Source organism: Clostridium sp. AF32-12BH (genome assembly GCF_003477935.1).
GTDB lineage: Bacteria > Bacillota > Clostridia > Lachnospirales > Lachnospiraceae > Brotaphodocola.
This window is the reverse complement of the sequence record NZ_QUEH01000001.1, coordinates 148,141-172,146: the sequence shown is the minus strand read 5'-3', so window position 1 is coordinate 172,146 and position 24,006 is coordinate 148,141. Positions and strand designations below refer to the sequence as shown.

At 48.2% G+C, this 24,006-nt stretch carries 21 protein-coding genes; 15 read left to right on the top strand and 6 right to left on the bottom strand.

Features of this window, described 5'->3' with window-relative positions; genetic code table 11:
- Nucleotides 1-90 precede the first annotated feature (90 nt).
- From DWZ40_RS00915 to DWZ40_RS00865, 11 genes are all read left to right on the top strand, one after another.
- Entirely contained in the window at nucleotides 91-816 is a 726-nt protein-coding gene (locus tag DWZ40_RS00915; RefSeq protein ID WP_118540271.1) for a nucleotidyltransferase family protein, read from the top strand.
- Nucleotides 810-1,880, top strand: coding sequence for a GHMP kinase (locus tag DWZ40_RS00910; RefSeq protein ID WP_118540270.1), 1,071 nt, complete (start codon nucleotides 810-812; stop codon nucleotides 1,878-1,880). The genes DWZ40_RS00915 and DWZ40_RS00910 overlap by 7 nt, the downstream gene beginning before the upstream one ends.
- Nucleotides 1,881-1,967: 87 nt before the next feature.
- Nucleotides 1,968-2,549, top strand: coding sequence for a D-glycero-beta-D-manno-heptose 1,7-bisphosphate 7-phosphatase (gene gmhB, locus DWZ40_RS00905; protein WP_118540269.1), 582 nt, complete (start codon nucleotides 1,968-1,970; stop codon nucleotides 2,547-2,549).
- Nucleotides 2,515-3,168: an SIS domain-containing protein gene (locus DWZ40_RS00900; RefSeq protein ID WP_118540268.1), complete on the top strand. Its 654-nt coding sequence runs from the start codon at nucleotides 2,515-2,517 to the stop codon at nucleotides 3,166-3,168. The genes gmhB and DWZ40_RS00900 overlap by 35 nt, the downstream gene beginning before the upstream one ends.
- A gap of 133 nt (nucleotides 3,169-3,301) precedes the next feature.
- Nucleotides 3,302-4,087 carry a glycosyltransferase family 2 protein gene (locus DWZ40_RS00895; protein ID WP_118540267.1) on the top strand — a complete coding sequence of 262 codons (786 nt, stop codon included), beginning with the start codon at nucleotides 3,302-3,304 and terminating at the stop codon, nucleotides 4,085-4,087.
- Nucleotides 4,088-4,117: 30 nt separating this feature from the next.
- On the top strand, nucleotides 4,118-5,995 hold the full coding sequence (locus DWZ40_RS00890) for a hypothetical protein (RefSeq protein ID WP_118540266.1): 1,878 nt from the start codon (nucleotides 4,118-4,120) through the stop codon (nucleotides 5,993-5,995).
- 147 nt (nucleotides 5,996-6,142) lie between these two features.
- Complete coding sequence (rfbF, locus tag DWZ40_RS00885; RefSeq protein WP_118540265.1) at nucleotides 6,143-6,919, top strand: glucose-1-phosphate cytidylyltransferase; 777 nt, start codon at nucleotides 6,143-6,145, stop codon at nucleotides 6,917-6,919.
- 113 nt (nucleotides 6,920-7,032) lie between these two features.
- Entirely contained in the window at nucleotides 7,033-8,091 is a 1,059-nt protein-coding gene (gene rfbG / locus DWZ40_RS00880) for a CDP-glucose 4,6-dehydratase (protein ID WP_118540264.1), read from the top strand.
- 105 nt (nucleotides 8,092-8,196) lie between these two features.
- Complete coding sequence (rfbH, locus tag DWZ40_RS00875) at nucleotides 8,197-9,534, top strand: lipopolysaccharide biosynthesis protein RfbH (RefSeq protein ID WP_118540263.1); 1,338 nt, start codon at nucleotides 8,197-8,199, stop codon at nucleotides 9,532-9,534.
- Nucleotides 9,535-9,618: 84 nt separating this feature from the next.
- Nucleotides 9,619-10,464, top strand: a complete 846-nt coding sequence (locus tag DWZ40_RS00870; protein WP_118540262.1) for a LicD family protein — start codon at nucleotides 9,619-9,621, stop codon at nucleotides 10,462-10,464.
- A 13-nt stretch (nucleotides 10,465-10,477) separates the two neighbouring features.
- Nucleotides 10,478-11,425, top strand: a complete 948-nt coding sequence (locus tag DWZ40_RS00865) for a glycosyltransferase family 2 protein (RefSeq protein ID WP_118540261.1) — start codon at nucleotides 10,478-10,480, stop codon at nucleotides 11,423-11,425.
- A 94-nt stretch (nucleotides 11,426-11,519) separates the two neighbouring features.
- Here DWZ40_RS00865 and DWZ40_RS00860 read toward each other — a convergent pair whose 3' ends face one another.
- On the bottom strand, nucleotides 11,520-13,064 hold the full coding sequence (locus DWZ40_RS00860; protein ID WP_118540260.1) for a BCCT family transporter: 1,545 nt from the start codon (nucleotides 13,062-13,064) through the stop codon (nucleotides 11,520-11,522).
- A gap of 83 nt (nucleotides 13,065-13,147) precedes the next feature.
- On the opposite strand from DWZ40_RS00860, the gene DWZ40_RS00855 reads away from it, so the two are divergent.
- Nucleotides 13,148-14,335 (top strand): MBL fold metallo-hydrolase, encoded by a 1,188-nt coding sequence (locus DWZ40_RS00855; protein ID WP_182431574.1) that lies wholly within the window; start codon nucleotides 13,148-13,150, stop codon nucleotides 14,333-14,335.
- 87 nt (nucleotides 14,336-14,422) lie between these two features.
- On the opposite strand, the gene DWZ40_RS00850 is transcribed toward DWZ40_RS00855, so the two are convergent.
- From DWZ40_RS00850 to DWZ40_RS00830, 5 genes are all read right to left on the bottom strand, one after another.
- Entirely contained in the window at nucleotides 14,423-15,403 is a 981-nt protein-coding gene (locus DWZ40_RS00850; RefSeq protein WP_118540258.1) for a zinc dependent phospholipase C family protein, read from the bottom strand.
- Between the two features lie 197 nt (nucleotides 15,404-15,600).
- Nucleotides 15,601-17,178 (bottom strand): alpha-amylase family glycosyl hydrolase, encoded by a 1,578-nt coding sequence (locus DWZ40_RS00845; protein WP_118540257.1) that lies wholly within the window; start codon nucleotides 17,176-17,178, stop codon nucleotides 15,601-15,603.
- A gap of 87 nt (nucleotides 17,179-17,265) precedes the next feature.
- A complete protein-coding gene (locus DWZ40_RS00840) occupies nucleotides 17,266-18,315 on the bottom strand; it encodes a tripartite tricarboxylate transporter substrate-binding protein (protein WP_118540256.1) in 1,050 nt (349 codons plus the stop codon).
- Nucleotides 18,316-18,362: 47 nt separating this feature from the next.
- Nucleotides 18,363-19,865, bottom strand: coding sequence for a tripartite tricarboxylate transporter permease (locus tag DWZ40_RS00835; protein WP_118540255.1), 1,503 nt, complete (start codon nucleotides 19,863-19,865; stop codon nucleotides 18,363-18,365).
- Between the two features lie 12 nt (nucleotides 19,866-19,877).
- Nucleotides 19,878-20,333: a tripartite tricarboxylate transporter TctB family protein gene (locus DWZ40_RS00830; RefSeq protein WP_118540254.1), complete on the bottom strand. Its 456-nt coding sequence runs from the start codon at nucleotides 20,331-20,333 to the stop codon at nucleotides 19,878-19,880.
- Between the two features lie 244 nt (nucleotides 20,334-20,577).
- On the opposite strand from DWZ40_RS00830, the gene DWZ40_RS00825 reads away from it, so the two are divergent.
- The 3 genes from DWZ40_RS00825 (at nucleotide 20,578) to DWZ40_RS20265 (ending at nucleotide 23,937) form a co-directional block, all read left to right on the top strand.
- On the top strand, nucleotides 20,578-22,356 hold the full coding sequence (locus tag DWZ40_RS00825) for a sigma-54-dependent transcriptional regulator (protein ID WP_118540253.1): 1,779 nt from the start codon (nucleotides 20,578-20,580) through the stop codon (nucleotides 22,354-22,356).
- Between the two features lie 72 nt (nucleotides 22,357-22,428).
- A complete protein-coding gene (locus tag DWZ40_RS00820; protein ID WP_118540252.1) occupies nucleotides 22,429-23,748 on the top strand; it encodes an amino acid carrier protein in 1,320 nt (439 codons plus the stop codon).
- A 57-nt stretch (nucleotides 23,749-23,805) separates the two neighbouring features.
- Nucleotides 23,806-23,937, top strand: coding sequence for a hypothetical protein (locus tag DWZ40_RS20265; RefSeq protein WP_279220615.1), 132 nt, complete (start codon nucleotides 23,806-23,808; stop codon nucleotides 23,935-23,937).
- Nucleotides 23,938-24,006: the final 69 nt, after the last annotated feature.

Genomic DNA, 24,006 nt, shown 5'->3' with positions numbered 1-24,006 from the left:
ATGGAAAATTTGGTTGCTGTGCATGCATGCGCAGACAGCAGCAGAGCTTGAAAAAAGAAAACAGCCGTTTAGGCGGCGCAGGAGGAAGAAATGCAGGCAATTTTACTGGCCGGCGGTCTGGGTACCAGGCTTCGGAGTGTGGTGAGTGACCGCCCGAAGCCGATGGCACTGATCGGCGAGAAGCCTTTTATGGAGTATGTGGTGCACGAACTTTCAAAGCATGACATCACGGATATTATCTTTGCCGTGGGTTATAAGGGTTCCATGGTGGAGGAGTATTTCGGGGACGGGAGCGGGTTTTTAGCTCCGGATGGAACACCCATCACCGTTCACTATGCTTATGAGGAAGAACTTCTCGGAACAGCTGGGGCCATTAAAAATGCCGGCAGATTTGTGACCGAGGACAGCTTTTTCGTCCTGAATGCGGATACCTTTTACCAGATCGACTACAGCCGTCTGGTATCCATGCAGCAGGAGTCGGATCTTGACATGGCACTGGTGCTTCGCGAGGTGCAGGACATTTCCCGTTACGGGGCAGCCATTCTGGAAGATGGACGGCTCACCGGCTTTAATGAGAAGAGTCCGGAGGCAAAGCCGGGCACCATCAATGGTGGCGTGTACCTGATGAAGCGTGCGCTGCTGGACGAGATTCCGGCGGGAAAGGTTTCCCTGGAAAACGAGATGATCCCGAAATGGCTGAAGGAGGGCCGGCGCTTAGGCGGCTTTGTCAATGACGGTTACTTTATCGACATCGGCATTCCGGAGGCATATTATCAGTTTATGGAAGATGTAAAGAAAGGAGTTGTGGTATGGTAATCAGAGGACGTGCACCGCTCCGTGTCAGCTTCGGCGGCGGCGGTACAGACGTGGCACCTTTCTGCGTAGAGCAGGGCGGAGCCATCATCGGCAGCACCATCAACAAATATGCGTACTGTTCCATCGTTCCGAGAGAGGATGACCAGATTATTGTCCACTCTCTGGACTTTGATATGACCGTCAAATACAATGCGAAGGAGAACTTCGTTTACGATGGACGGCTGGACCTGGTAACCGCTGCCTTAAAGGCCATGGATATCAATCAGGGCTGCGAGGTTTACTTACAGTGTGATGCTCCGGCCGGTTCCGGTCTTGGAACTTCTTCTACCGTTATGGTTTCCTTACTTACGGCCATGGCGCGCTGGAAGGGCATTGAGATGGATGCGTACCGCCTGGCAGATCTGGCTTACCAGGTCGAGCGTGAGGATTTAAAAATCGACGGCGGCTATCAGGACCAGTATGCGGCAACCTTCGGCGGCATCAACTTTATTGAGTTCCACGGCCGCAACAACGTGGTGGTAAACCCGCTGCGCATCAAGAAAGATATTCTGCACGAACTGCAGTACAACCTGCTCTTATGTTACACCGGCAACATCCATGTGTCGGCGAACATCATCAAGGATCAGGTGAAAAACTACGAAAAGAAAGATGCCTTCGATGCCATGTGCGAGGTGAAAGCCCTTGCCTACGCGATGAAAGATGAGCTTCTGCGCGGCAATCTGCACAGCTTTGGTAAGCTTTTGGACTATGGCTGGCAGAGCAAAAAGCGCATGAGCAGCAAGATCACCAACCCGCAGATCGACGAGCTTTACGATGAGGCCATTAAGGCCGGTGCGCTGGGCGGAAAGCTTCTTGGCGCCGGTGGCGGCGGTTACCTTCTGATGTACTGCCCGTACAATGTCAAGCACAAGGTGGCAGACCGCATGGAGCAGATGGGTGGTCAGCTGGCAGACTGGAACTTTGAGCTGCGCGGCGCCCAGTCCTGGATCGCGGATGAAAACCGCTGGGACTACAACGAGGTGAAGGTGCATCTGCCAAACGGAGACTACGAATTCAAATTGTAGTATTTTGGAAAATTGGAAAGAATTTAACGAGATCCGGACGGGAAAAGTTTTGTCTATCCGGGAAGCACGTAGAAATAGGAACATAGCATGGAAAAAGTAATATTTCTGGACCGGGACGGTACGCTGAATGAAGAAGTCAACTACCTGCACCGCAAAGAAGATCTGGTGCTTCTGCCCGGAGTGCCGGAGGCTTTAAAGGCATTTAAAGAGCAGGGCTATAAGCTGGTGGTGATCACCAACCAGGCCGGTGTGGCCCGCGGCTACTATACCGAGGACGATGTAAAAGAACTGCACCGTTACATGAACGAGCTGCTGGAAAAAGCGGGAGCGGGCATTGACGCATTTTATTACTGCCCGCATCACCCGGAGCATGGCATCGGAAAGTACAAGATCCAGTGCCATTGCAGAAAGCCGGAGACCGGCATGTTTGAGATGGCAGAGCAGGATTTTGATGTGGATAAAAGCAAGTCCTGGATGATCGGTGATAAGCTGATCGATATCGAAGCCGGACGCAATTACGGAGTCCGCACTGTGCTGGTGGGAACCGGGTATGGCGCCGGGGTTCATGAGGAGCAGAAAAAACAGGGAGATTTCCCCTACGATCTGTACGCAGAAGATTTGTTGGAGGCATACGATGAAATTAACAGAGAAACAGCAGGAAATCTTTGAGGAACTGTTTGTGCGTTACCCGGTCTTAAATAAGAACCGGGATGATATTTTGAAGGCTTATGAGCTGTTAAAAGCCTGCTATGAAAACGGCGGAAAGCTTCTGGTTGCCGGAAACGGCGGAAGCTGCGCGGATGCGGAGCACATCGTTGGCGAGCTGATGAAGGGCTTTAAAAAGCGTCGCCCGTTAAGCGAAGAATTGCAGAAACGCCTGGCAGAGGAGCATGCCGGTCACGGGGCAGAGCTCGCACGCAGTCTGCAGGGCAGTTTACGGGCGATTGCCTTAGATGGACACCCGGGACTTTCCACGGCATTTGCCAATGATGTAGATGCGGATATGATCTTCGCCCAGCAGGTCTGTGGATATGGGGACAAAGGCGATGTATTCCTGGGGATATCTACCTCCGGAAATTCCAAAAATGTGGATTATGCCGTGACCGTTGCGAAGGCGAAAGGCTTAAGCGTCATCGGTCTGACCGGAAAAGACGGCGGTCTTTTAGGAAAACGTGCCGATGTGGCGATCATTGTGCCGGAGCCTGAGACATTTAAGATTCAGGAACTGCATCTTCCGATTTATCATGCACTGTGTCTGATGCTGGAAGAGGCATTTTTTGAAGAGTAAGTATACGAGAAATCCCATAGATAATAAAGAAAAAACCGGTACGAAAGAAGAATGCTTTCGGAAAGGCTGGAAAGAAAACAAATAACAAAACAAAAAAGAGAAACAAAGTAAAAACAGGAAGGAGGCCGTTAGGATGCCCGATCATACCTTTGCAATCTGCGCTTATAAGGATTCTCCGTATCTGGATGCCTGCATCCACTCCCTGAAGCGGCAGTCGGTAAAGTCAAAGATCATTCTCTGCACTTCCACACCGAGTCCGTTTCTGGAGGCGATGTCGAGGATCCACGATATCCCGCTCTATGTGCGGGAGGGAAAGAGCGATATCCAGGATGACTGGAATTTCGCATACGAGAAGGCGGATACCCGTCTGGTGACGATCGCACATCAGGATGACTGCTATCACCGGGATTACGCAGCGGAAGTAAAACGATGCTGGGCACGCTATCCGGATACGACTGTGTTTACCACGGATTGCGCGATCTTAAAAGGGGAGACCTTAATGCGTCCGGGCATGATCCAGTTTATCAAAATGCTTCTGCGCCTGCCGCTGCGTCTGCACGTTCTGGCAGACCGGACCTGGGTGAAGAAAGCGGCGCTGATGTTTGGAAATCCCATCATCTGTCCTTCCTGTACTTATAATAAAGAAGTGCTTGGTGCACCGCTGTTTGATTCTCCTTATAAATTTGCGCTGGACTGGGATACCATGTGGAAGCTGGCAGAGCGCCCGGGTCGTTTCGTGTGCGTGGAGCGCCCGCTGATTCGTTACCGGATCCACGATGGGGCAACGACGAAGGCCTGCATCGAAAATCACCAGCGTGCCGCAGATGAGACGGCTATGTATGCAAAAATCTGGCCGAAGCCTGTAGTAAAGCTGCTCATGCATTTTTACCGCAAGGCATATTCTGCGTATGAAAAATGATAATCGTTATAAATAATTTGGAGTATAATTATGGAAAAGATGGAATTTAGCGGAAAGCAGAAGGCGGAGGCCATGCAGTACCAGTGGACCAAACGGGCTGATGTTTTGAAAAGCGAAGCCCTGATCCTGATTCTGCTGACGGCTTTTGCCTTTGTAGTAAACCGCCATATGGAGATCAAGGGCCTTTATATGGACGATCTCTATCAGTGGTTCTGCTTTCATGATAACCCGTTTATCGCGGCGGTGTTTACCAGCGGCGGAACCCGTTTCCGTGCCCTGTACAATCTGGTGGCATGGACGGAAATGAAATTATTCGGCACCCATATCAACTGGTATGTGCCCTTTAACATTGTGCTGAACGCTTGCCTTGCCTACAATCTTTACCGCATGGCAAAACGGTTCAGCCATTCTGCGTATGTGGGAATTCTCTGTGCGGTCATGTTTTTGATGTCCCGCATGTCCTACTATCAGATCGGCCAGGCACTGGGACTCATGGAAACCATGGCGATGTGGATGGCGCTTGGGATTTTGTATTTCCTTCTGGAGTATTTAAGCAGTGAGGATGAGACAGAAGGAAGCCGGAAATTTTATCTGGCTGCAGTTTTGTATTTTTGTGTCTGCCTGGTTCATGAGCGCTACATGGTGCTGCTTCCGCTGTTTTACTTTTCCCTGGTATTTAAGCTTTCAAAGAACTGGAAGCTCTGGGCTGCGCCGACAGTCGGTTTTGCCCTGATCCAGCTTCTGCGTTTTATTTTTATCGGAACCATTTCCCCGCCAGGAACCGGCGGAACGGATGTGGTGGATACCATGTCGATCAGTTCAGTTCTGCATTTTGTGCTGAGCCAGATCGCTTATATCTTTGGAATCAACGCAGGTCCGGAGCATTTAAACGGGCAGAACTTCCGGGAAGCTCCGCTGTGGGTAACGATTCTCATTGCCCTGGCAGACCTGATGATCGCATTTCTGGTTCTGGCGTTTGTGATCCGTGTCCTGCACAAGGGTAAGAAAATCGTGCCGTACCTGCAGAAAGCATTTTTGTTTGTGGCATTTATCGGTGCCTGCATCGTCTGCTCCAGTGTGACGATCCGTGTGGAGATGCGTTGGGTGTATGTTTCCCTGGCGGCAGCGTTGTTATTCCTTTCCTGGATGTACGGCACGCTGACGGAGCAGATGGCAAAGCGGGGCCGCTGGGTTCAGGCGCTTCCGTACTTAAGCCTGTTTACCTTGTATGTGCTGTTCATGCTTCCGGTGGAGCATTATTACCGGGGACTTTTCCCGAACCTGTATTACTGGGCTGACCAGGAACGCTACAATGCGCTGGCAGAGGAAACCTACGGGCAGTACGGTGTTGGGATTTTCGGAAAAACAATCTATATTGTAGGCGATAAATTCGAGATGGATGATTTTACCCAGGCAGAGTTCTTCCGGGTGTTTGACCGGTTAAACCGCGAGGACTGCGTGAAGGTTGTCCACATCAAGGATCTGAGAGATATCGGACTCATTACCGATGACATGCTGGTGATCCAGGAAGACCCGGAAAACAACCGCTTCCAGGATATCACGCATGCAGCTTCATTATTTAAGTGCCGTCCGATCTACGGATTTTACGACGACGGCTGGCTGGATGAGCGCGCATCGGTTCAGGTGATGGCAGGAAGCACCGGAGAGATTCATTTGAATTTCAACTATCCGCGTGACCTGACAGAGGACCAGTGGCTGACCGTGTATGTGAACGGCGAGCCAAAGGAATACATCAACTTTACGGAGCAGAATGAGGAATGCACGATCCAGGTAGATCCGTATGAGCCGGTGACACTGCGGTTCGAGAGCAACTTCTTTGTGCCGAATGCACTGGAGAAGCGCGGTGTGACCCGTCTGGCAGTGTTACTGAAAATGACAGCGGACTAAGATAAACATAGCTGTTGTGCGCAGCATGTGCAGGAGATGGAGACGGAATGAGACTGCGCACAGGACGTCGACAGAAAATGAGTACGACCGACAAAACCGTCAGTTTGAGACTGAAATGGTCGGAGAGGAAAAAACGGAGGAAAGAAGATGAAGGTTGTAATTCTGGCTGGTGGTCTGGGAACCCGGATCAGCGAGGAAAGTCATTTAAAGCCGAAGCCGATGATCGAGATCGGCGGACGGCCGATCTTATGGCATATCATGAAATATTATTCTGAGTTTGGATTTCACGATTTTGTGATCTGCCTGGGATATAAGCAGTATGTGGTCAAGGAGTTCTTTGCAGATTATTTCCTGCATACCTCCGACGTGACCTTTGACCTTGCGAACAACAAGATGGAGGTCCACAACAATTATGCGGAGCCGTGGAAGGTAACTCTGGTTGATACCGGGTTAAATACCATGACCGGCGGCCGCGTGAAACGGATCCAGCCGTATATCGGGGATGAGCCGTTTATGCTGACCTACGGTGACGGTGTCTGCAACGTAGATTTAAAGGGACTGGTAGAGTTCCACAAATCCCATGGAAAGACCGCAACCATTACAACGGTCAGCATCGACCAGCAGAAAGGTGTGCTGGATATCGGACCGGATAACGAGATCCGTTCCTTCCGCGAGAAGGCAGCTTCGGACGGAGCCATCATCAATGGCGGCTTTATGGTGCTGAATCCGGAAGTCTTTTCCTATTTAAAGGATGACACCACGGTGTTTGAGCAGGAGCCGATGAGCCGCCTGGCAGCTGAGGGACAGCTGATGTCTTTCTACCACGATGGCTTCTGGCAGTGCATGGACACCCAGCGGGAAATGCAGCTTTTAGAGAAGCTGTGGCAGTCCGGCAAGGCACCGTGGAAGATCTGGAAGGAATAAATGTGCGGCGCAAAGCACCATGGAAAATCTGGAAGAAATAGAAAACATGCAAGATGCTGCAAAAACAAAATGGGCTGGCTGCGGACATGCAGAGGCCATTGGGAGAGAATGATATGAATTACGATCTGAATGCATGCAGGGAATTTTATCAGGGAAAGAAGGTCCTGGTAACCGGACACACTGGTTTTAAAGGCTCCTGGCTGTGCCGGATCCTGACTCTTGCGGGAGCACAGGTGACAGGCTATGCGGCCGAGGCACCGACTGACCCGGCTTTATTTTCCATCGCCGGGCTGGAGACAACCATGGACAGTGTGATCGGGGACATCCGGGACTTGAAGCATTTGAAGGAAGTGTTTGAACGGGTACAGCCACAAATCGTGCTGCATCTGGCGGCACAGCCGATCGTGCGCGATTCCTACAAGGATCCGGTTTATACCTATGAGACTAATGTCATGGGAACGGTGAACGTGCTGGAGTGCGTGCGTCAGACTCCATCGGTGAAGTCCTTTTTAAATGTCACCACGGATAAGGTTTATGAGAACCGGGAGTGGGAGTACGGGTACCGGGAGTGCGATCCGTTAGATGGCTACGATCCTTACTCCAACAGCAAATCCTGCTCGGAGCTGGTAACACACAGCTACCAGAAATCTTTCTTTGCGGATGGACACTGTGCAATTTCTACCGCACGCGCGGGTAATGTCATCGGCGGCGGCGACTTTGCGAACGACCGGATCATTCCGGACTGCGTGCGTGCCATGGCAGCAAAAAAAGAAATCGTGGTGCGAAACCCGTATTCTACCAGACCATTCCAGCATGTATTGGAGCCGCTGTTTGCGTATCTGGAAATTGCCCAGAGACAGTATGAGGACCGGACTTACCAGGGATATTATAATGTAGGACCGGATGAGTGCGACTGCGTGACAACCGGTGAGCTGGTAACCTTGTTCTGCAAACTTTGGGGTGAGGGTGCATCCTGGGTCAACAAGCATGACGGAGGCCCCCATGAGGCAAACTTCTTAAAGCTTGATTGTTCCAGGATCAAGAAGACCTTTGGATGGAAGCCGCACTGGCATATTGAGGATGCGATCGAGAAGACCATTGTCTGGTCGAAGGCGTATCTGGCCGGTGAGGACATGAAGCAGGTAATGGATGCGCAGATCCAGGAATATTGAAACCGGTAAGGACTAGGGCAGAGATTGGCAAGGATTTGCCAGTTTCCATGGGTGATGAGCAAAATGATTTTGCCCGTTGATTGAAACAAAATAGGAGATGAATATATGGAAAAAACACAGGAGCAGGCACGCCAGGAAATCCTTGACCTGGTAGCGGATTACTGCAGAACCTATCATATTAATAATAAGAAGAAATACGAACCGGGAGACCGCATTCCGTATGCATCCCGCGTTTACGATGAAGCAGAGATGGTAAATCTGGTGGACAGCGCACTGGAATTCTGGCTGACCTCCGGACGCTACACCGATGAGTTTGAGGCAAAGCTGGCAGAGTATCTGGGTGTGCGCTACTGTGCACTGGTAAACTCTGGTTCCTCCGCAAACTTAACAGCGTTTATGACGCTGACCTCCCCGCTCTTAAAGGAGCGCCAGGTGCGCCCGGGCGATGAGATCATCACCGTGGCAGCCGGTTTCCCGACGACCGTGACTCCGGCCATCCAGTATGGCGCAGTTCCGGTATTCGTGGATGTGACCATTCCGCAGTACAATATCGACGTGACTCAGTTAGAGGCTGCTTATTCTGAGAAGACCAAGGCGGTGATGATCGCCCATACCCTGGGAAATCCGTTCGACTTAAAGGCAGTGAAGGCGTTCTGTGACCGCCATAACCTGTGGCTCATCGAGGACAACTGTGATGCACTGGGAAGCCGCTATACACTGGACGGCGTGGAGAAGTTTACCGGAACCGTGGGTGATATCGGAACCTCCAGCTTCTATCCGCCGCACCATATGACCATGGGCGAGGGCGGTGCTGTCTATACCGATAACCCGCTGCTCAATAAGATCATCCGCTCCTTCCGTGACTGGGGACGTGACTGTGTCTGCCCGTCCGGCAAGGACAACCTGTGCGGACACCGCTTCGACCGCCAGTACGGCGAGCTGCCGCTGGGCTATGACCACAAGTATGTTTACTCTCATTTCGGATATAACTTAAAGGCAACCGACCTGCAGGCATCCATCGGATGTGCACAGCTGGATAAATTCCCGGGTTTTGTAGAGCGCAGACGCCATAACTTCGACCGCTTAAAGGCAGCTCTGGCCGATACGACAGACAAGCTGATCCTGCCAGAGCCGTGTGAAAACTCCAGACCGAGCTGGTTTGGATTCCTCATCACCTGCAAGGAAGGCGTGGACCGCAACGCAGTGGTCCAGTACGTGGAGAAGAAAGGTGTCCAGACCCGTATGCTGTTTGCCGGAAACTTAACCAAGCATCCGTGCTTCGACCAGATGCGTGCAGAAAATCGCGGCTACCGTGTTGTGGGTGATTTAAAGAACACCGACCGCATCATGCAGGATACATTCTGGGTGGGTGTGTACCCGGGCATGAGCGATGAGATGATCGATTACATGGCTAAGACGATCCGTGAGGCAATCAACCAGTAATCATTTCGGAAAACGGGACAGAGTCTCAGGCTGCCGGGCAGATTCGCTGAGAAGAAAATCCGACAGCCGGAAAAGAGGGCGAATATGCAGTACGATTTAACGAAGGTCCATGAGATCAACTTGAAAATCTTAAAGGAGATTGACCGGATCTGCAGAAAATATAAGATTAAATATATGCTGGACGGCGGCACGCTTTTAGGAGCAGTCCGCCACAAAGGCTTCATCCCGTGGGATGATGATGCGGATATTGCATTTACCCGCAGCAACTATGAGGCATTTTTAAAGGTAGTAAAACGGGAACTTCCGGATACCATGGAGCTTCTGATGCCGGAGGATTTCCAGGGAGGCAAAGCGTTCTTTGACTTTACAGCCCGCGTCATTTATAAAAACAGCCGCCGCCATGAGAATACGCCGGAGGTGCAGTATTACGAGGGCAAGTTAAACCACCTCTGGGTAGATCTGTTCATCATCGACGAGCTCCCGGAGAATAAGGCAGCAGCAGGGTTTACCCGTCTGCTTCACAAGAGCATTTACCTGCTGGCAATGGGACACCGTTATCACCTGGATTTTTCCAAGTACAGTCTGTTCCACAAGCTGGCGGTGGGTGGAGGATCTGCAGTTGGAAAGCTGATTCCGATGAATCTGATCTTTAAGCTCCAGCATGCAGCAGCCTTAAAAGATAAACATGGGCGCAGCAGTCTGCGCTACTACAGCAACTATCAGCCGGATTATCTGTATGTGACGATCCAGAAGGAATGGTGTGAAGAAATTACGGATGTGGAATTTGCAGGCACCACACTGATGGCATCGAAGCATGCGCATGAGGTTCTGACATGGGTATACGGCGACTACATGAAGCTGCCGCCTGAGGCAGAGCGCGTACCAGCCCATTCCACCGTAGACATCAAAGTATTTGACGAAGAAGCATAGACGAGGAAGCATGATGGAAAAGAAATTATCGATAGTGGTTTCGGTCTACAACGAAGAACAGGCCCTGCCGCTGTTTTACGAGACAACGAAGCTGATCCTGGAGATTTTGCCATGGGACTATGAGCTGCTCTTTGTTAATGACGGAAGCCGCGATGACAGCCTTTCCATACTAAGGGAGTTTGCAGCCCACGATGAGAAGGTGAAGGTTGTTTCTTTCTCACGGAACTTCGGGCATGAGGCAGCCATGATCGCCGGAATCGATTACGCAAAGGGCGACGGGATCGTCTGCATGGATGCAGATCTGCAGCACCCGCCGGAATGTCTGCCGGAGATTGTGCGCAAGTTTGAGGAAGGCTGCGGCGTCATCAGCATGGTGCGCACAAAAAACAAATCCGCAGGACTGATCAAGAACATCACATCGGCTGGCTTTTACTGGGTCATCAACACCCTTTCCGACGTGAAATTTGAGCCGAACGCATCGGACTTTTTTGCAGTATCGAAGGAAGCGGCAGATGTGCTCCGGAAGAATTACCGTGAGAAGGTGCGCTTCCTGCGGGGATACGTCCAGAGCATCGGCTTTCAGAAGGCAACCATCACCTACGAGGCGCACGACCGGGTGGCAGGAGAGAGCAAGTACAGCTTGCGAAAGCTGCTTGCGTTCTCCATGAACACGATCATGTGCTTTTCCAACCTGCCGTTAAAACTCGGTATCTATGCCGGAGCATTTGCGGCACTTCTGGGTGTGGTGGTGATGGTCTACACCTTGTTTACCCGCCAGGGAGCGCCGAGCGGCTATGCCACGATCGTGATCTTAAATTGCTTTATGTTTGCGATCCTGTTTCTGATCGTTGGCATTATCGGAGAGTACATCGCGATTTTGTTCAGCGAACTGAAAGACCGGCCGATCTACATCGTGGAGGAAACGCAGAATATTGTTGCGTGTAGCAAAGAAAATAAATAACTGTTCAGTAGGTCTGCGCATTCACTGCGCTGACCGTACGAAAACATGGGCTGGAAAGCAAAAATCCCATTGCCGCAGGCAATTTTTCATGGATTTATTTTTGCTCTTTTAGGTACGCATCCGCATCCTTAAAGAACGATGTGATGATCAGCAGCATGATGATGCCGACCGGGAAGGCCGCGATGATGGATACAGTCTGCAGGTTGGACATGGAGTTCTCGGAAAAGATCAGGGCCAGCGGCAGCAGAATCAGGAAGATCGCCCAGAACAGCTTCACGTTCCGGTGCGGCTCCTCATCACTCTTTAACTCCTTATACGTGTAGGTGGAAGCCACCATGGTGATGGAGTCAAAGGATGTGGAATAGAAGGTGATCATGCACAGGACTAACAGGACGAGCACGGCTTTGGAGAGCGGCAGCTGTCCCAAAATATCCAGGATCGCCTGATAGAGGTTTCCGTCTGCGGCGTAGGAGGAGAGCGCATCCAGCTTTCCGTGCATCTGCAAGCCGAGTCCGTAGTTTCCCATAATAATAAAGGAAGTAAAGGTTCCGGAAAGACCGAATACATAGCCGCCCAGGATAACCTGGCGCAGCGTGCGGCCCTTGCTGATGGAACCGATGAAGAACGGAACAGCCACGCACCATACCATCCAGTAGGCCCAGTAGAAAATGGTCCAGGTCTGCGGGAAGGAGGAGGTCCTGAGGGAATCCGTCCAGGTGGAAAGACCGATGAAGTTCTGGGTCATATTTCCCAAAGCGGTGATGCCTTCTTCAATGATGAAGCGGGTCTGGCCGCCAAAAAAGAATACATAAGCCAGGAGACCGAAGAACAGCCAGGTACAGGTTGCTGCGGAGAGCTGGACACCCTTCATGCCGAAGTAGACGCTGAAAGTATAGATCGCGCATACGACAACCAGAATGACCAGGGTCAGACCGGTGCTCTGCGGAATGCCGGTCACATTGCTGATGGCACCTGCCAGAAGCGGTGTCGCCAGGGAGAAGGTTGTGGCGGTTCCGGCGAGGAGTGCGAAGACTGCGATCAGGTCGATGAGCTTTCCAGCCCAGCCATCCACACGGTTTCCCAGAACCGGACGGCAGGCTTCGGAGTATTTCTGGCGGGAACGTTTGCGGACATGGAGCATGAAGCCGAATGCCGCGGACAGCACCAGATAGAAGCCCCACGGGATCGGTCCCCAGTGGAACAGCGGGTAAGTGGCAGCCCACTCATGTACCGTTCCCATTTCCGCTGTATGAGGATCTGATGCATATAAGATCCATTCGCAGCAGGAGTAGAACAGGATGTCAGCCGCCAGTCCGGCGGTGAAGATCATGGAACCCCACTGGAACCCGGAGTACAACGGGCGCTCTGCATCGCCTAAGCGGATCTGGCCGAACCGGGAAAAGGCAATGTAGAGGGAGCAGACGAAGACGCCCAGTCCGATGATGAGGTAATAGCTGCCCATCTCATCGCCCAGGAAATTGCGGACTGCGCCGATGGCAGCGGTGGACTGCTCCGGGCTTACGACAAACCAGGCGCAGAGCGCCAGGATGCAGAAAAAGGGAACTAGTGTGGTAAACCAGTCAATCTGTCCGAGCAGTGATTTTTTCTCGGAAAGGGAGTGGTCAGTTTGATGTTTCATAGCGGCCTCCTGTTCAAAAAAACTTAAAATTGAATTATATTGAACATCATAGCACAGCAATGCGGAAAAAGCAAGGGGATTATATGAGAAGATTTGGCAGAAGACACAGATTTAGAAGAAGCGGAAGCAGAAAGATCGGCTGGCAGATGGAAATGTCCATCGACCGTGCCGCATCGAGACGATACCGCAGCTACCGGCAGCACAGGAACGTGTGGAGTCTGATCCTTGGAATCGTTCTGGTGCTGGTGCTGGTTTTTGGCATTGTGTTTGCAGTACGCGGTGCAGTGCGGGCAAAACAGGGAAAAGCGACGGAATCTGCCCACAAGACGGAGCAGACCGGAAACAGCGGAACTTACGAAAACGTAGAGCTGGTGACCGAAGGGGAAAAGCGAGAAGAGCTGGAGACGCAGGGAAAAAGCGAGCAGGAAATCGATGCGCTGACCGAACCGATCCTTGGAGGAGCCGAGCTTACCATGTTAGCCGGACAGACCAAGGCCCAGATGATGTCCTTTCTGCTGGAAACAAAAGAGGGAAGCCTGATCGTGGTAGACGGCGGATGGTGGGATGATGCAGATCATCTGACCGAAGAGATCCAAAAGCGCGGCGGTCATGTCAGCGCCTGGTTTCTGACTCACGCCCACACCGATCATGTGGGAGCCCTGTTAAACATCCTGCAGAGCGAGGCAGAGGGAAAGGACAGCGGCATCACCATCGACCATATCTACTATGATTTTGCATCCCTGGACTGGTATAAGACCCATGAACTGGGGGATCTTGGCACCGCAGATGCGATCCTCAAGGCACTGGCGGCCCTTCCAAAGGGAGAGGCATGCCCGGTGAAAAAGGACGATGAGATCCTGGTGGACGATGTCTGCATTACCGTGTTAAATGACCGCTACGAGCCGGATGATGACCACATCGGCGAGCGGGACGGAAACGATGCCAGCATGGTTTACCGGATGTTAGTCAATGGCGTGACGATTCTGTTTACCGGCGATCTGCAAGTAGATGGAGGAAACCATGTGCTGGAAACCGTTGCAAAGGAAGATTTAAAAGCCGACATTGTTCAGATGGCGCACCACGGACAGCATGCTGTGACAAAGGAGTTTTATGAGGCAGTCAGCCCAAAGATCTGTATGTGGCCGACACCGCAGTGGCTGTGGGACAATGAAGGAGATCAGTATACAACGCCGGAGACCAAGGCGTGGATGAAAGAACTGAATGTAGAAAAGCATTACTGTATGAAAGATGGAGACCAGGTGATCCGGTAGGGATCGCTGGTCTCCATCTTTTCTTTTGTTTGTACTGCATATTGCGGATGAGCCAGGCACGGCCGTTAATTCCTTCATCCGATATGCTTAATCCGGCACATGCAGTCCGCTGTGATACGAATAACTCCCAAGCTCATTTAACAACCGGTCCATGCTTTCTCTTGTGGATGGCAGTTCACCAGTCAGATAGGAGTTGATGATGGCATAAACGTCATTGCTTTTATGCAGGCACTGGCGGAACAGATCCGGGAAGGATGCGCGGGAGGCAAGCCTGCGGTCCCAGGGGTTGCACCAGATGTCGTGGTCGATGTTCAGGACTTCACGTGGGTTATTGATCTCGTCGGTGACCAGCTTCTGGGATGCCACCGGATTTTTCAGGACCAGCTTCTCCACGAAGGCAATTTTATTGCGTTTGGATCCCTTTGGGTCTGCCAGGGTCCGGCAGCCGAAGCGCAGAGCCAGAATGGAACGGTGGATCATGGCAGGGGTTACCTGGAAGTTGTTGCTGTAGGTGATGGGATAGTACGTCTCATTGATACAGTCGGCAAGGAAACGGGAGATAAACTGGGTTTCCATGCCGTTTAAGCAGATGGTTGCTGCCTGGTTGAACTGGGATGGTTTTTTGTGCTTGTATTTCCACAGGAGTATGGCATCAATGTCATTCTCCAGGGAAGCGTGGCGGCCATGGGCCTGGCTGTTTGGAGACTTGGCATCGTAGCCGATGCGTCCATATACATAAGGATGGCAGATGGAATCCCCGATGTAGTGATTTAAATAGCCACAGAAGTAGGCCAGTCCTTCTTCTCTCTGCTGACGGGATTTCACTTCGCTTAAATGCTGCAGATAGCAGACAAAGAAGTCCTGGATGTGATGTTCATGCATGTAGGAGCCAACGTTGCGGTAGTCCCGGTGGCGCAGAACGGGAATGTTGTAGAAAAACATATCCGGCCCCTGCAGGCCTAGCTGGTAGAGCCAGCGGTATTTGGCAATGATATATTTTAGCTGATTGTTGGGAAGGTCATTGTAGGCCTTCATTCCTAAGATATAGTGTGTAGTAAATCCGGGCATAAAGCCACCTCGTTTTCTGCGGAGTGCTTCCGATAAGAGCAGACGCAAGTATTTTAAGCCTGTCGGAACAGGCATTTTCTATAGATAGATTATATCATATGAAGCATAAAAAAACGAGAGTGGCAAGATTGTGTTTTTCAGCTGAAACTTTCAAAAGTAAATTCTACCGTTTGCATGCCCGTGCTTTTTCAGTTCTCTTAAATTGCAAAAAATGATGCGGATGCCGCTGGGACAGTCAAAGTGTTTGCCTGGATTTTTGCTGTTCCATGGTTTGAATAAATGACAGATTTTACATATACTTTTTCTGTAAGTTTACAACTTGCTTCTTTATCTTTCGGATTAAGAACAATCAACACTTTCTCCGTCTCGCATTCTCTTACGTAGACAAGAGGGTATTTTCCTTTTTCGGCATACAGAAATCGGATGGATGGACATGACTGTAAGGCAGGATGTGTTTTTCTAATATGAATCAGTTCCTGTATTTCATGCCAGAGTGAATCTGGGCGAGTCATCTGTTCTTCTACAGTAGGTCTGTTGCAATCTGGATCGATTGGTGCATATAATTTATCTGTACCAGCAGCGGAGAATCCGGCATTTACTTTTGTATTCCATTGCATAGGAGTTCTGCACTGTGTTCTTTCTTCACTGCCTTCGACAGAATCCAATCCGTCCAGATTTTTCATTCCAATTTCATCACCGTAATAAAGAAATGGTGCTCCTGGCATAGATAGAATGAATGCGAAGGCAATTTTTATTTCTTCATCATCTAAATGCTCGCGGATTCTGCTGATATCATGATTCCCGGAAGGTGTGCAGATTAATCCCTTTCCATCTGTCATTTCATAATCTTTACAAAAGTTTTCTACAAAACCGGAAATATCTCCTTTTCCGGCTCTGGAAAAGTAAGGGGTATCAGAACGGAAGAGTTCCCAATAGTGCTGCTTCCCTCTCTTTAAAAGGAAATCCATATGAAAGCCTCCACGAATGGAGTAAGAAGGATATCCCCATTCGGAGATCATGGCCGCATTTGGGAATTCCTGATCAAGAAAATCACGAAAATATCGCCATAATCGAACATTTCCTTCCTGATCTGGGTCGTTCTTTATCACTTCTCCGGCCATATCAACCCGGAAACCATCACATCCCATTTCCAACCAAAACCGCATGATGTCTTTTAATGCATCTCTTGTTGCAAGCGGACCGGGGGCATCCATGGGCAACTGCCAGCTGGGGTCATCTACTCTTGCAAAACCATAATTCAACGCAGGCTGTGTAGAATAGAAATTAACAGCGCAGCATCCTGGTCTGCCTCCAAAACCAATAATAAATCCACGAATATTATAATTATTTTCACCAGGCTGATCTATTTGAGGTTTTACCTTTCGATAGGGAGTCCAAATATATCGTTCTGTGTACTCATTTTTTAAGCTTGAAGCTGAGATTTTGAACCATGGATGTTCAATTGACGTATGGCCGGGAACCAGATCCAGGATGATATGCATGTCTCTTTTATGTACTTCTTCAAATAAATTGGCGATATCCTGATTCGTCCCATAGCGTGGCGCAACTTTATAGTAATCTCGAATATCATATCCAGCATCAAAAAAAGGAGAATCAAAACAGGGATTCATCCAGATTGCATTGCAGCCAAGCTCTTTAATATAATCAAGTTTACTGATAATTCCAGGAATATCACCGATTCCATCTCCGTTACTGTCGCAAAAACTTTGCGGATATATTTCATAGAATACTGCATTTTCCAGCCATTTTGGCATAGTATCACTCCTCCTGATAGAAAAAGGGCTGTGGTCTTCCCATGCCAAGCAGTTTTGGTCAGAACACAGCCGACTTTTTATTTTTGATTATTTATCTGCAAGATATGCATCGTTTGCATCAGTCATGATCTGGCGAGTTGTCTCCAAATCATTGTAATATGGACTTAATAAATATTTGCTAAGATATTCTTTCCATGCGTCACTCTCAGACACTTTTTTAAATACATCACTCCAATATTGCTGAGCCTCCTCGCTCATGGAAGCGGATGCGATCACACTTCTCCACATTGGATTCTCAACTGTTTTATATCCAAGCTCTTCCATAGTAGGTGCAGTGTCAAGCGGGGCTTCAAAACGTTCGCTTGATAATGCTACAACTGGAGTAATATCTCCGCTCTCTACATAAGAAATTGCAGCTGCAGGAGAACCCATTGCAAGCTCGATGTGATCACCCATCAATGCAGTAATAGATTCTGAAGAAGAATCATACATCATGTAATTGAAACCATCTGCTTTGTCGAGCTCATCCGCAAACATATTAAAGGCAGTCATTTCATTACTCTTGGTTCCGCCAACGTTTAATTTTGTTCCTGATTCAATTGCTGACATAATGTCATCGAAGCTTTGATATTTACTATTTGTGCTGGCGAAGATTAATTGTTTATCAGCGGCCAGTGTTGCAAGCGGAGCAAAGTCGGTAATGGTTAATCCGATGTCTGAACTTAACATACTCTGCATGTCACCGGAAGAAAAGCAAAGTAATGTATTGTCAGGATCAGAGGTATCATGTGTTTCAATTCTCACGATATTTCCACCACCATCAGAATTGTTGTTAATGACAATCGTAGGCTTAACAAGTCCTTCTTTTGTACAAATATCGGCAATTGTACGGGCAAACAAATCTGAGTTTCCACCTGCTTTAGAACTGATGTTAAATGTGATCGTACCGCTAGGTTCCCACGCAGATTTTGCTTCTTCTGTAGATTCTTCTTTTGCGGTTTCTTCAGAGCTTTCTGACACAGATGCATTCTGTGTTGTATCGGCTGCCGGTTTTGATGCAGTTTCGCTGCTTCCACATCCGGCCAACATTACACAGGTCAAGAGTGCGCCAAGAGATACTACGGTTGATTTTTTCATGTTAATTCCTCCTGAATGAATTATTATATAGATTGCTACTGCAATTCTTATCTGTTTTTCTGTCTGGCTTTTTTGTAAATCTTTTTGAGAACAGGACTAAACATCAAACCGATGAAAATCAACAGGAAAACCAGTGATAAAGGTTTTTCCACGAAAATGCTAAGACTTCCCCCCGATATATTTAATGCTCTGCGAAGATTAATCTCAAATGTTACAGAAAGAATGGTGGCAAGCAGCATCGGTGATGCGGAATAGCCAAAGCGCTGGAAGAGATACCCGAGGATTCCGCCGATGATCATGATCAGAACTCCCCACATGGAAGTTGTGGAAGCATAGGATCCAACAAAACATACCATTGTGATAGTTGGAATCAGGATTTTATTGGGGATACAGATCACCTTCATAATGACTGGAATCATAACGAGCGCAAACACTAATGAAATGATATTGGAAACATATAAAGATGAAATCAAGCCCCAGGCAAAGTCAGGAGAGTCAATAAATAATCTTGGTCCTGGCTGTAAGCCCCACATCATTAACCCACCAAGAAGTACAGCTGTTGTGCCGCTTCCGGGAATTCCTAACGCAAGAAGCGGACCAAATGCACCTGCTGCTGCTCCATTATTTGCTGCTTCTGATGCGGCAATTCCTTCAATTGCACCGGTACCAAGCGGTTCTTTATTTTTTGACTTTTTCTGAATCGTATAATTCACAATAGATGCCATTGTAGCTCCAGCACCGGGAATAAAGCCAATGACAGAACCAAGGATTCCACCTCGGATAACGGGAGATTTTATTCTGGATATATCTTCTTTTTCTAGTTTGCAATCTTTTATGCCAATCTTTTTTACGACAAGCTCGTTCTCACGTTCTTCCTGTGTCACCAGGTTAAATACCTGTGCCATTCCAATAAAGCCTACGACCAGAGGAATGAAATTGACTCCACTCAGCAAATGCACAACTCCAAATGTGTATCTGGCTTCTCCTGTGTTTGTGCTGATTCCAATGGTTGCAATGAGAATGCCAATGCAGGTGATCGCCAGTCCCTTTAACACATTTCCTTCAATGAGCCAGCTAATGGAACTTAATGCCACAAGCATCAGCGTAGTCATTTCAGCAGGGCCAAATTTTAAACCGAATTCAGCCAGTGCCGGGCCGAAAAAGGTCAGTATGACCATGCCGATCAGTCCGCCGACAAAGGAAGACATGTTTGATACCATTAATGCCTTACCAGGTTTTCCTTTTCGAGCCAGCGGATAACCGTCTAGAGCTGTCATAATAGCAGGTGCATCTCCAGGGACATTGATCAAAATAGAACTAAAAGCACCGCCAAACATATTAGCGTAATAGATAGCACCTAACATGATAATGGCTGTTGTAGGGTTGAACGCGTAGGTCAGTGGTAATAATAATGCTATTCCGACTAAGGAACCGATACCAGGCATTGCACCTACGATGAGTCCAAGAACAGCACCGATGGCAGCAGCACCGACATTTTGAAATGTCAATGCTGTCTGAAATCCCGAAAGCAGATAATTCAAAGTTTCCATACAAGTCTCCTCCTATCCTAACAATTTCAACCATGCGCCTTTTGGAAACCGGATCTTTAGGCCGAGACCGAATCCAAAATAGATAATGACAAACATAGCTGCTGTCGCAATTATCGTAGTTTTCCAGTTAACTTTCGCATACAGTTTCAACCATAATACATAGAAGACAAATAGTGCTGGAAGAAATCCAATATATTTGGTGAAGAAATAAACCAGCACAATCGCGCCCAGAAGAATACAGGCTTTCCAATCTACTGTGACAGCTTCTTCTTTAAAACTGCTGATAAAATTAAATATGCTGGCTATTAAAAGAACAGCTGCAATGACAACTGGGAAAAAACCGTCTTTTGGAGCACCAGCAGCTGAATCCCATAATCCATACTCTGTAATTCCTTTGTAAATCCATACAGCGGATGCCACGATCATGATTAATGGAAAAAGAAAATTCAGTTTAAGCTTACCTTTCATAGTTGTTTGTTCCTCCCTTCATTTGCTTACACCTTAAACTATAATGTTGCTAAATTCAACATTTTGACCAGACAAAAATGTTTCATTATTAAACATAATAATATTTTCCACAATTTATACAATTTTGGAAGGGAAATATTGTTGATAATTGTATTTAGATGTTTAGTATTGAAACATTTGATGATTTGTGATATGATTTTTATACAAAACCAAACCAGATGACTATTTTGATTGGAGATGAATTATGAAAACTCGTATTCTTGCAATCGTTCCATATCCTGGCATGCAGCAGATTTTAAATGATATTGTCACGCAGTACGAGGATATTGAATTGACGGTCCGGATAAGCAGCTTGGAAAAGGCAGTAGAAATAGCGCGGTCCTATGCTCCGGATGAACTGGATGTGATCATTGCGCGCGGAGGTACAGCAGAGCGATTACAAAAGAGCATGGATATTCCCGTCGTCAAAATAGAACTTACTACATATGATATTCTGCGTGCGATTAAGCTAGCTGAAAATTATACCAGCAGATTTGCTATTATTGGTATTTCGGCTATTACGCAGAATGCTACTTTATTGTGTAATCTCATGCAATATAATATCAAGACGGTTACTTTGAATGATTATTCTGATTTTAAGGCTGAAATATCAGAACTTCGGAAAGATGGATATGAAATGGTCCTCTGCGATTATAGTACCTCGCATATTGCTTATGAGCTTGGTTTGAACCATATTTTGATTACCTCCAGTAGAGAGAGCATTGAAACTGCTTTTAAGCAGGCTTTATTGAAGGCTCATCAGGTAACATTTTACCGTCATCAGGCAAAGCTGTTGGAAGCTGCTTTTTCACAAAGCCACGAATATGTAATGATTTATGATAGGGATTTTGATTGTGTATTCAGTAATTTACAGAACATCTCGGATAACAAAGCTATTTTTGAAATCATAAAAACACATCTGGATTCTTTTATTTCAGACAATTCTTTTTGTTTAGAAGAACAGACGGATCGGTTTTTTCTTTCTTTCCGTTCGGCACATATTTTTGTGGAAAAGAAAAAATATTTCTGTATTTTTTTGACCAGAAAGCTGGCTTCGCAGCAGAAAAATGACGATCCTCTTTCTGCTACGGAAGAAAAAGAAACAATCAGTTTTGAAAGCGATTCTTATGGAAATGCGAATATGATCGGCAAAACGCGCATGATTCTTGAATCGTATGCGGATACGCGCCAATCTGTATTAATATTAGGGGAATATGGAACCGGAAAGGATCAGGCGGCTGCTTTTATACAAAGCCAGAGTGCATACAAAAGTAATCCGTATTGTGTCATTGATTGCAATACTACAAACAATAAAAAATGGTCTTATTATATGGACCATCCGGATTCTCCATTTAATGATTTAAATAGCACTATTTTTATCAAAGACATTCATGTACTGAACGAAGCGGTTGCAAAGAAACTATTTTTATATTTGAAAAGCAATGAAGGGCATAGGCAAAACCGATTTCTGTTTTCTTATACAATTAGTGCCTACACCGCTGCTGATAATTATATCCTTCGATATTTGACAACGGAACTGTTGTGTTTGAAGCTTCAGCTGCCTCCACTTCGGGAACGAGTCGAAGATCTCTCTAATATTGCAACTCTGTATATCAGTCAGGCAAATACGGAACTCGGAAAACAGGTTGTAGGATTCGAATCAGGAGCCATGGACCTGATCCGATCTTTTAGCTGGTCTCAGAATCTCGCCCAGTTTAAAAGAATGATACGAGAATTAATTGTACAGACAGATGGGGATTATATTTCAGTGGATCAGCTCCGGACAGCGTTACATCAGGAAACACAATTATTTGTACCGGTGCTTCAGCCAGGATATGCCATAATCAATCTGGAGCAATCCCTAGAGGAAATCAATCGAGATATTGCCCAAATTGTTCTTGAACAGGAAAATATGAATCGAACAAAAACGGTAGAGCATTTGCAGATCAGTCGTACTACCTTGTGGCGTATGCTGCAAAAATAAGATTTCATGGGTGACAAAAGAAGGAACGTTTCTGCATAAGATGAATAGAAAAGCTAATATCCGGAGATAACCATGCAGCAGACATTGCAACTGTTACACGAAATCGTCTGGGGGCCGTGGACGATGCTTTTGTTTCTGGGGACAGGACTGTTCTTTACCGTGAAGTCTGGTGGATTTCAGATCCGGAAACTACCATACTGGTGGAAAAAGACGGTGGGAAGTCTTGGAAAAGGTTCGATTTCTTCATTCCAGACCTCCTGCACTGCGCTGGCTGCTACCATTGGCACAGGCAATATTGTCGGAGTGGCCACGGCTCTGACTGCCGGCGGCCCCGGTGCCGTGTTTTGGCTCTGGATTTCAGCCCTCATTGGCATGGCCACGGCTTACGCGGAAACCAGCCTGGGACAGAAGTACCGTTATCGCAGGCCGGATGGCACGTGGCAGTGTGGTCCCATGGTGTCTATGGAGCGAGGACTGGGCTGCCGGAGCCTGGGACTGATTTATGCGCTGTTTGCGGTACTGGCGTCTCTGGGGATGGGAAGCATGGTGCAGGCGAATGCGGTCAGTGAAACGCTTTGCTATGAAGCCGGCATGAAGCAGGAAATTGCGGCAGTTCTGGTAACGGCCCTGACGGCTGCAGTGGTGTGGGGAGGGATCCGGCGCATTTCCCGGATGACTTCCTGGTTTGTTCCGCTGTCTGCGGGAATTTATTTTTTCTTTTCCGTGAGGGTTCTGGTGGTGTGCCGACGCAGCATTCCGGTGGTGCTTGGGAAGATTTTAAAAGAAGCCTGGACACCAGGGGCGGCCGGCGGTGGAATTGCCGGATTTCTGTTTTCACGAAGTGTGCGTTTTGGCCTGGCCCGGGGGGTGTTTTCCAACGAAGCGGGACTTGGAACGCTTGCGGTGCTGCATGGCGCGGCCGAGGATACCACGCCGGAGGAACAGGGCATGTGGGCCATGTTTGAGGTGTTTGTTGATACGATGGTGATCTGCACGCTGACGGCTCTGGTGATTTTGTGTGCAGGAATGGAGTCTGGTCTGGATGGCGCTGCTCTTACCTCCTTTTGTTTTACCAAAATTCTCGGCAGTTTTGGCGGATTTCTGGTGTCCATCAGCATGGCTGCGTTCGCTTTTGCCACGATTGTTGGCTGGTACTATATAGGAAGACAGATGTTTTCTTATCTAGCAGAGTACCTGTGTCCTGGTGTAAATACGGAATATCTGTATATCATTCTTTATCTTCTGGCAGTCTGGCTGGGGTGCATCTGCCGTCTGGAGCTTGTCTGGCTTATGTCGGATCTGGTGAATGGCCTGATGGCATATCCAAATCTTCTATCCCTGTGGCTCCTGGCAGACCATGTACAGTTCCCGAAAATAAAATCTAAAAAATAGTTATATAGACAAAAATAAAATCAGTCTTGAGACCTGCTTCCGCTGGCATTCCAGCATGTGGTAGCCATGATTGTGGGCTGCGTCACACCGGCCATCATCTTCGGCGGTTCCTCCGTTGTGGTGACCACCATTCTTTCAATCTTCCTGAACACGATCCTTCCGAAGGATAACGGAGAAGAAACGGAATAAACAGATTTTCGATAAGTGCATGGAGAAAGCCGGCACCGCCTTGACAAGTACATCAAAACCACCTATACT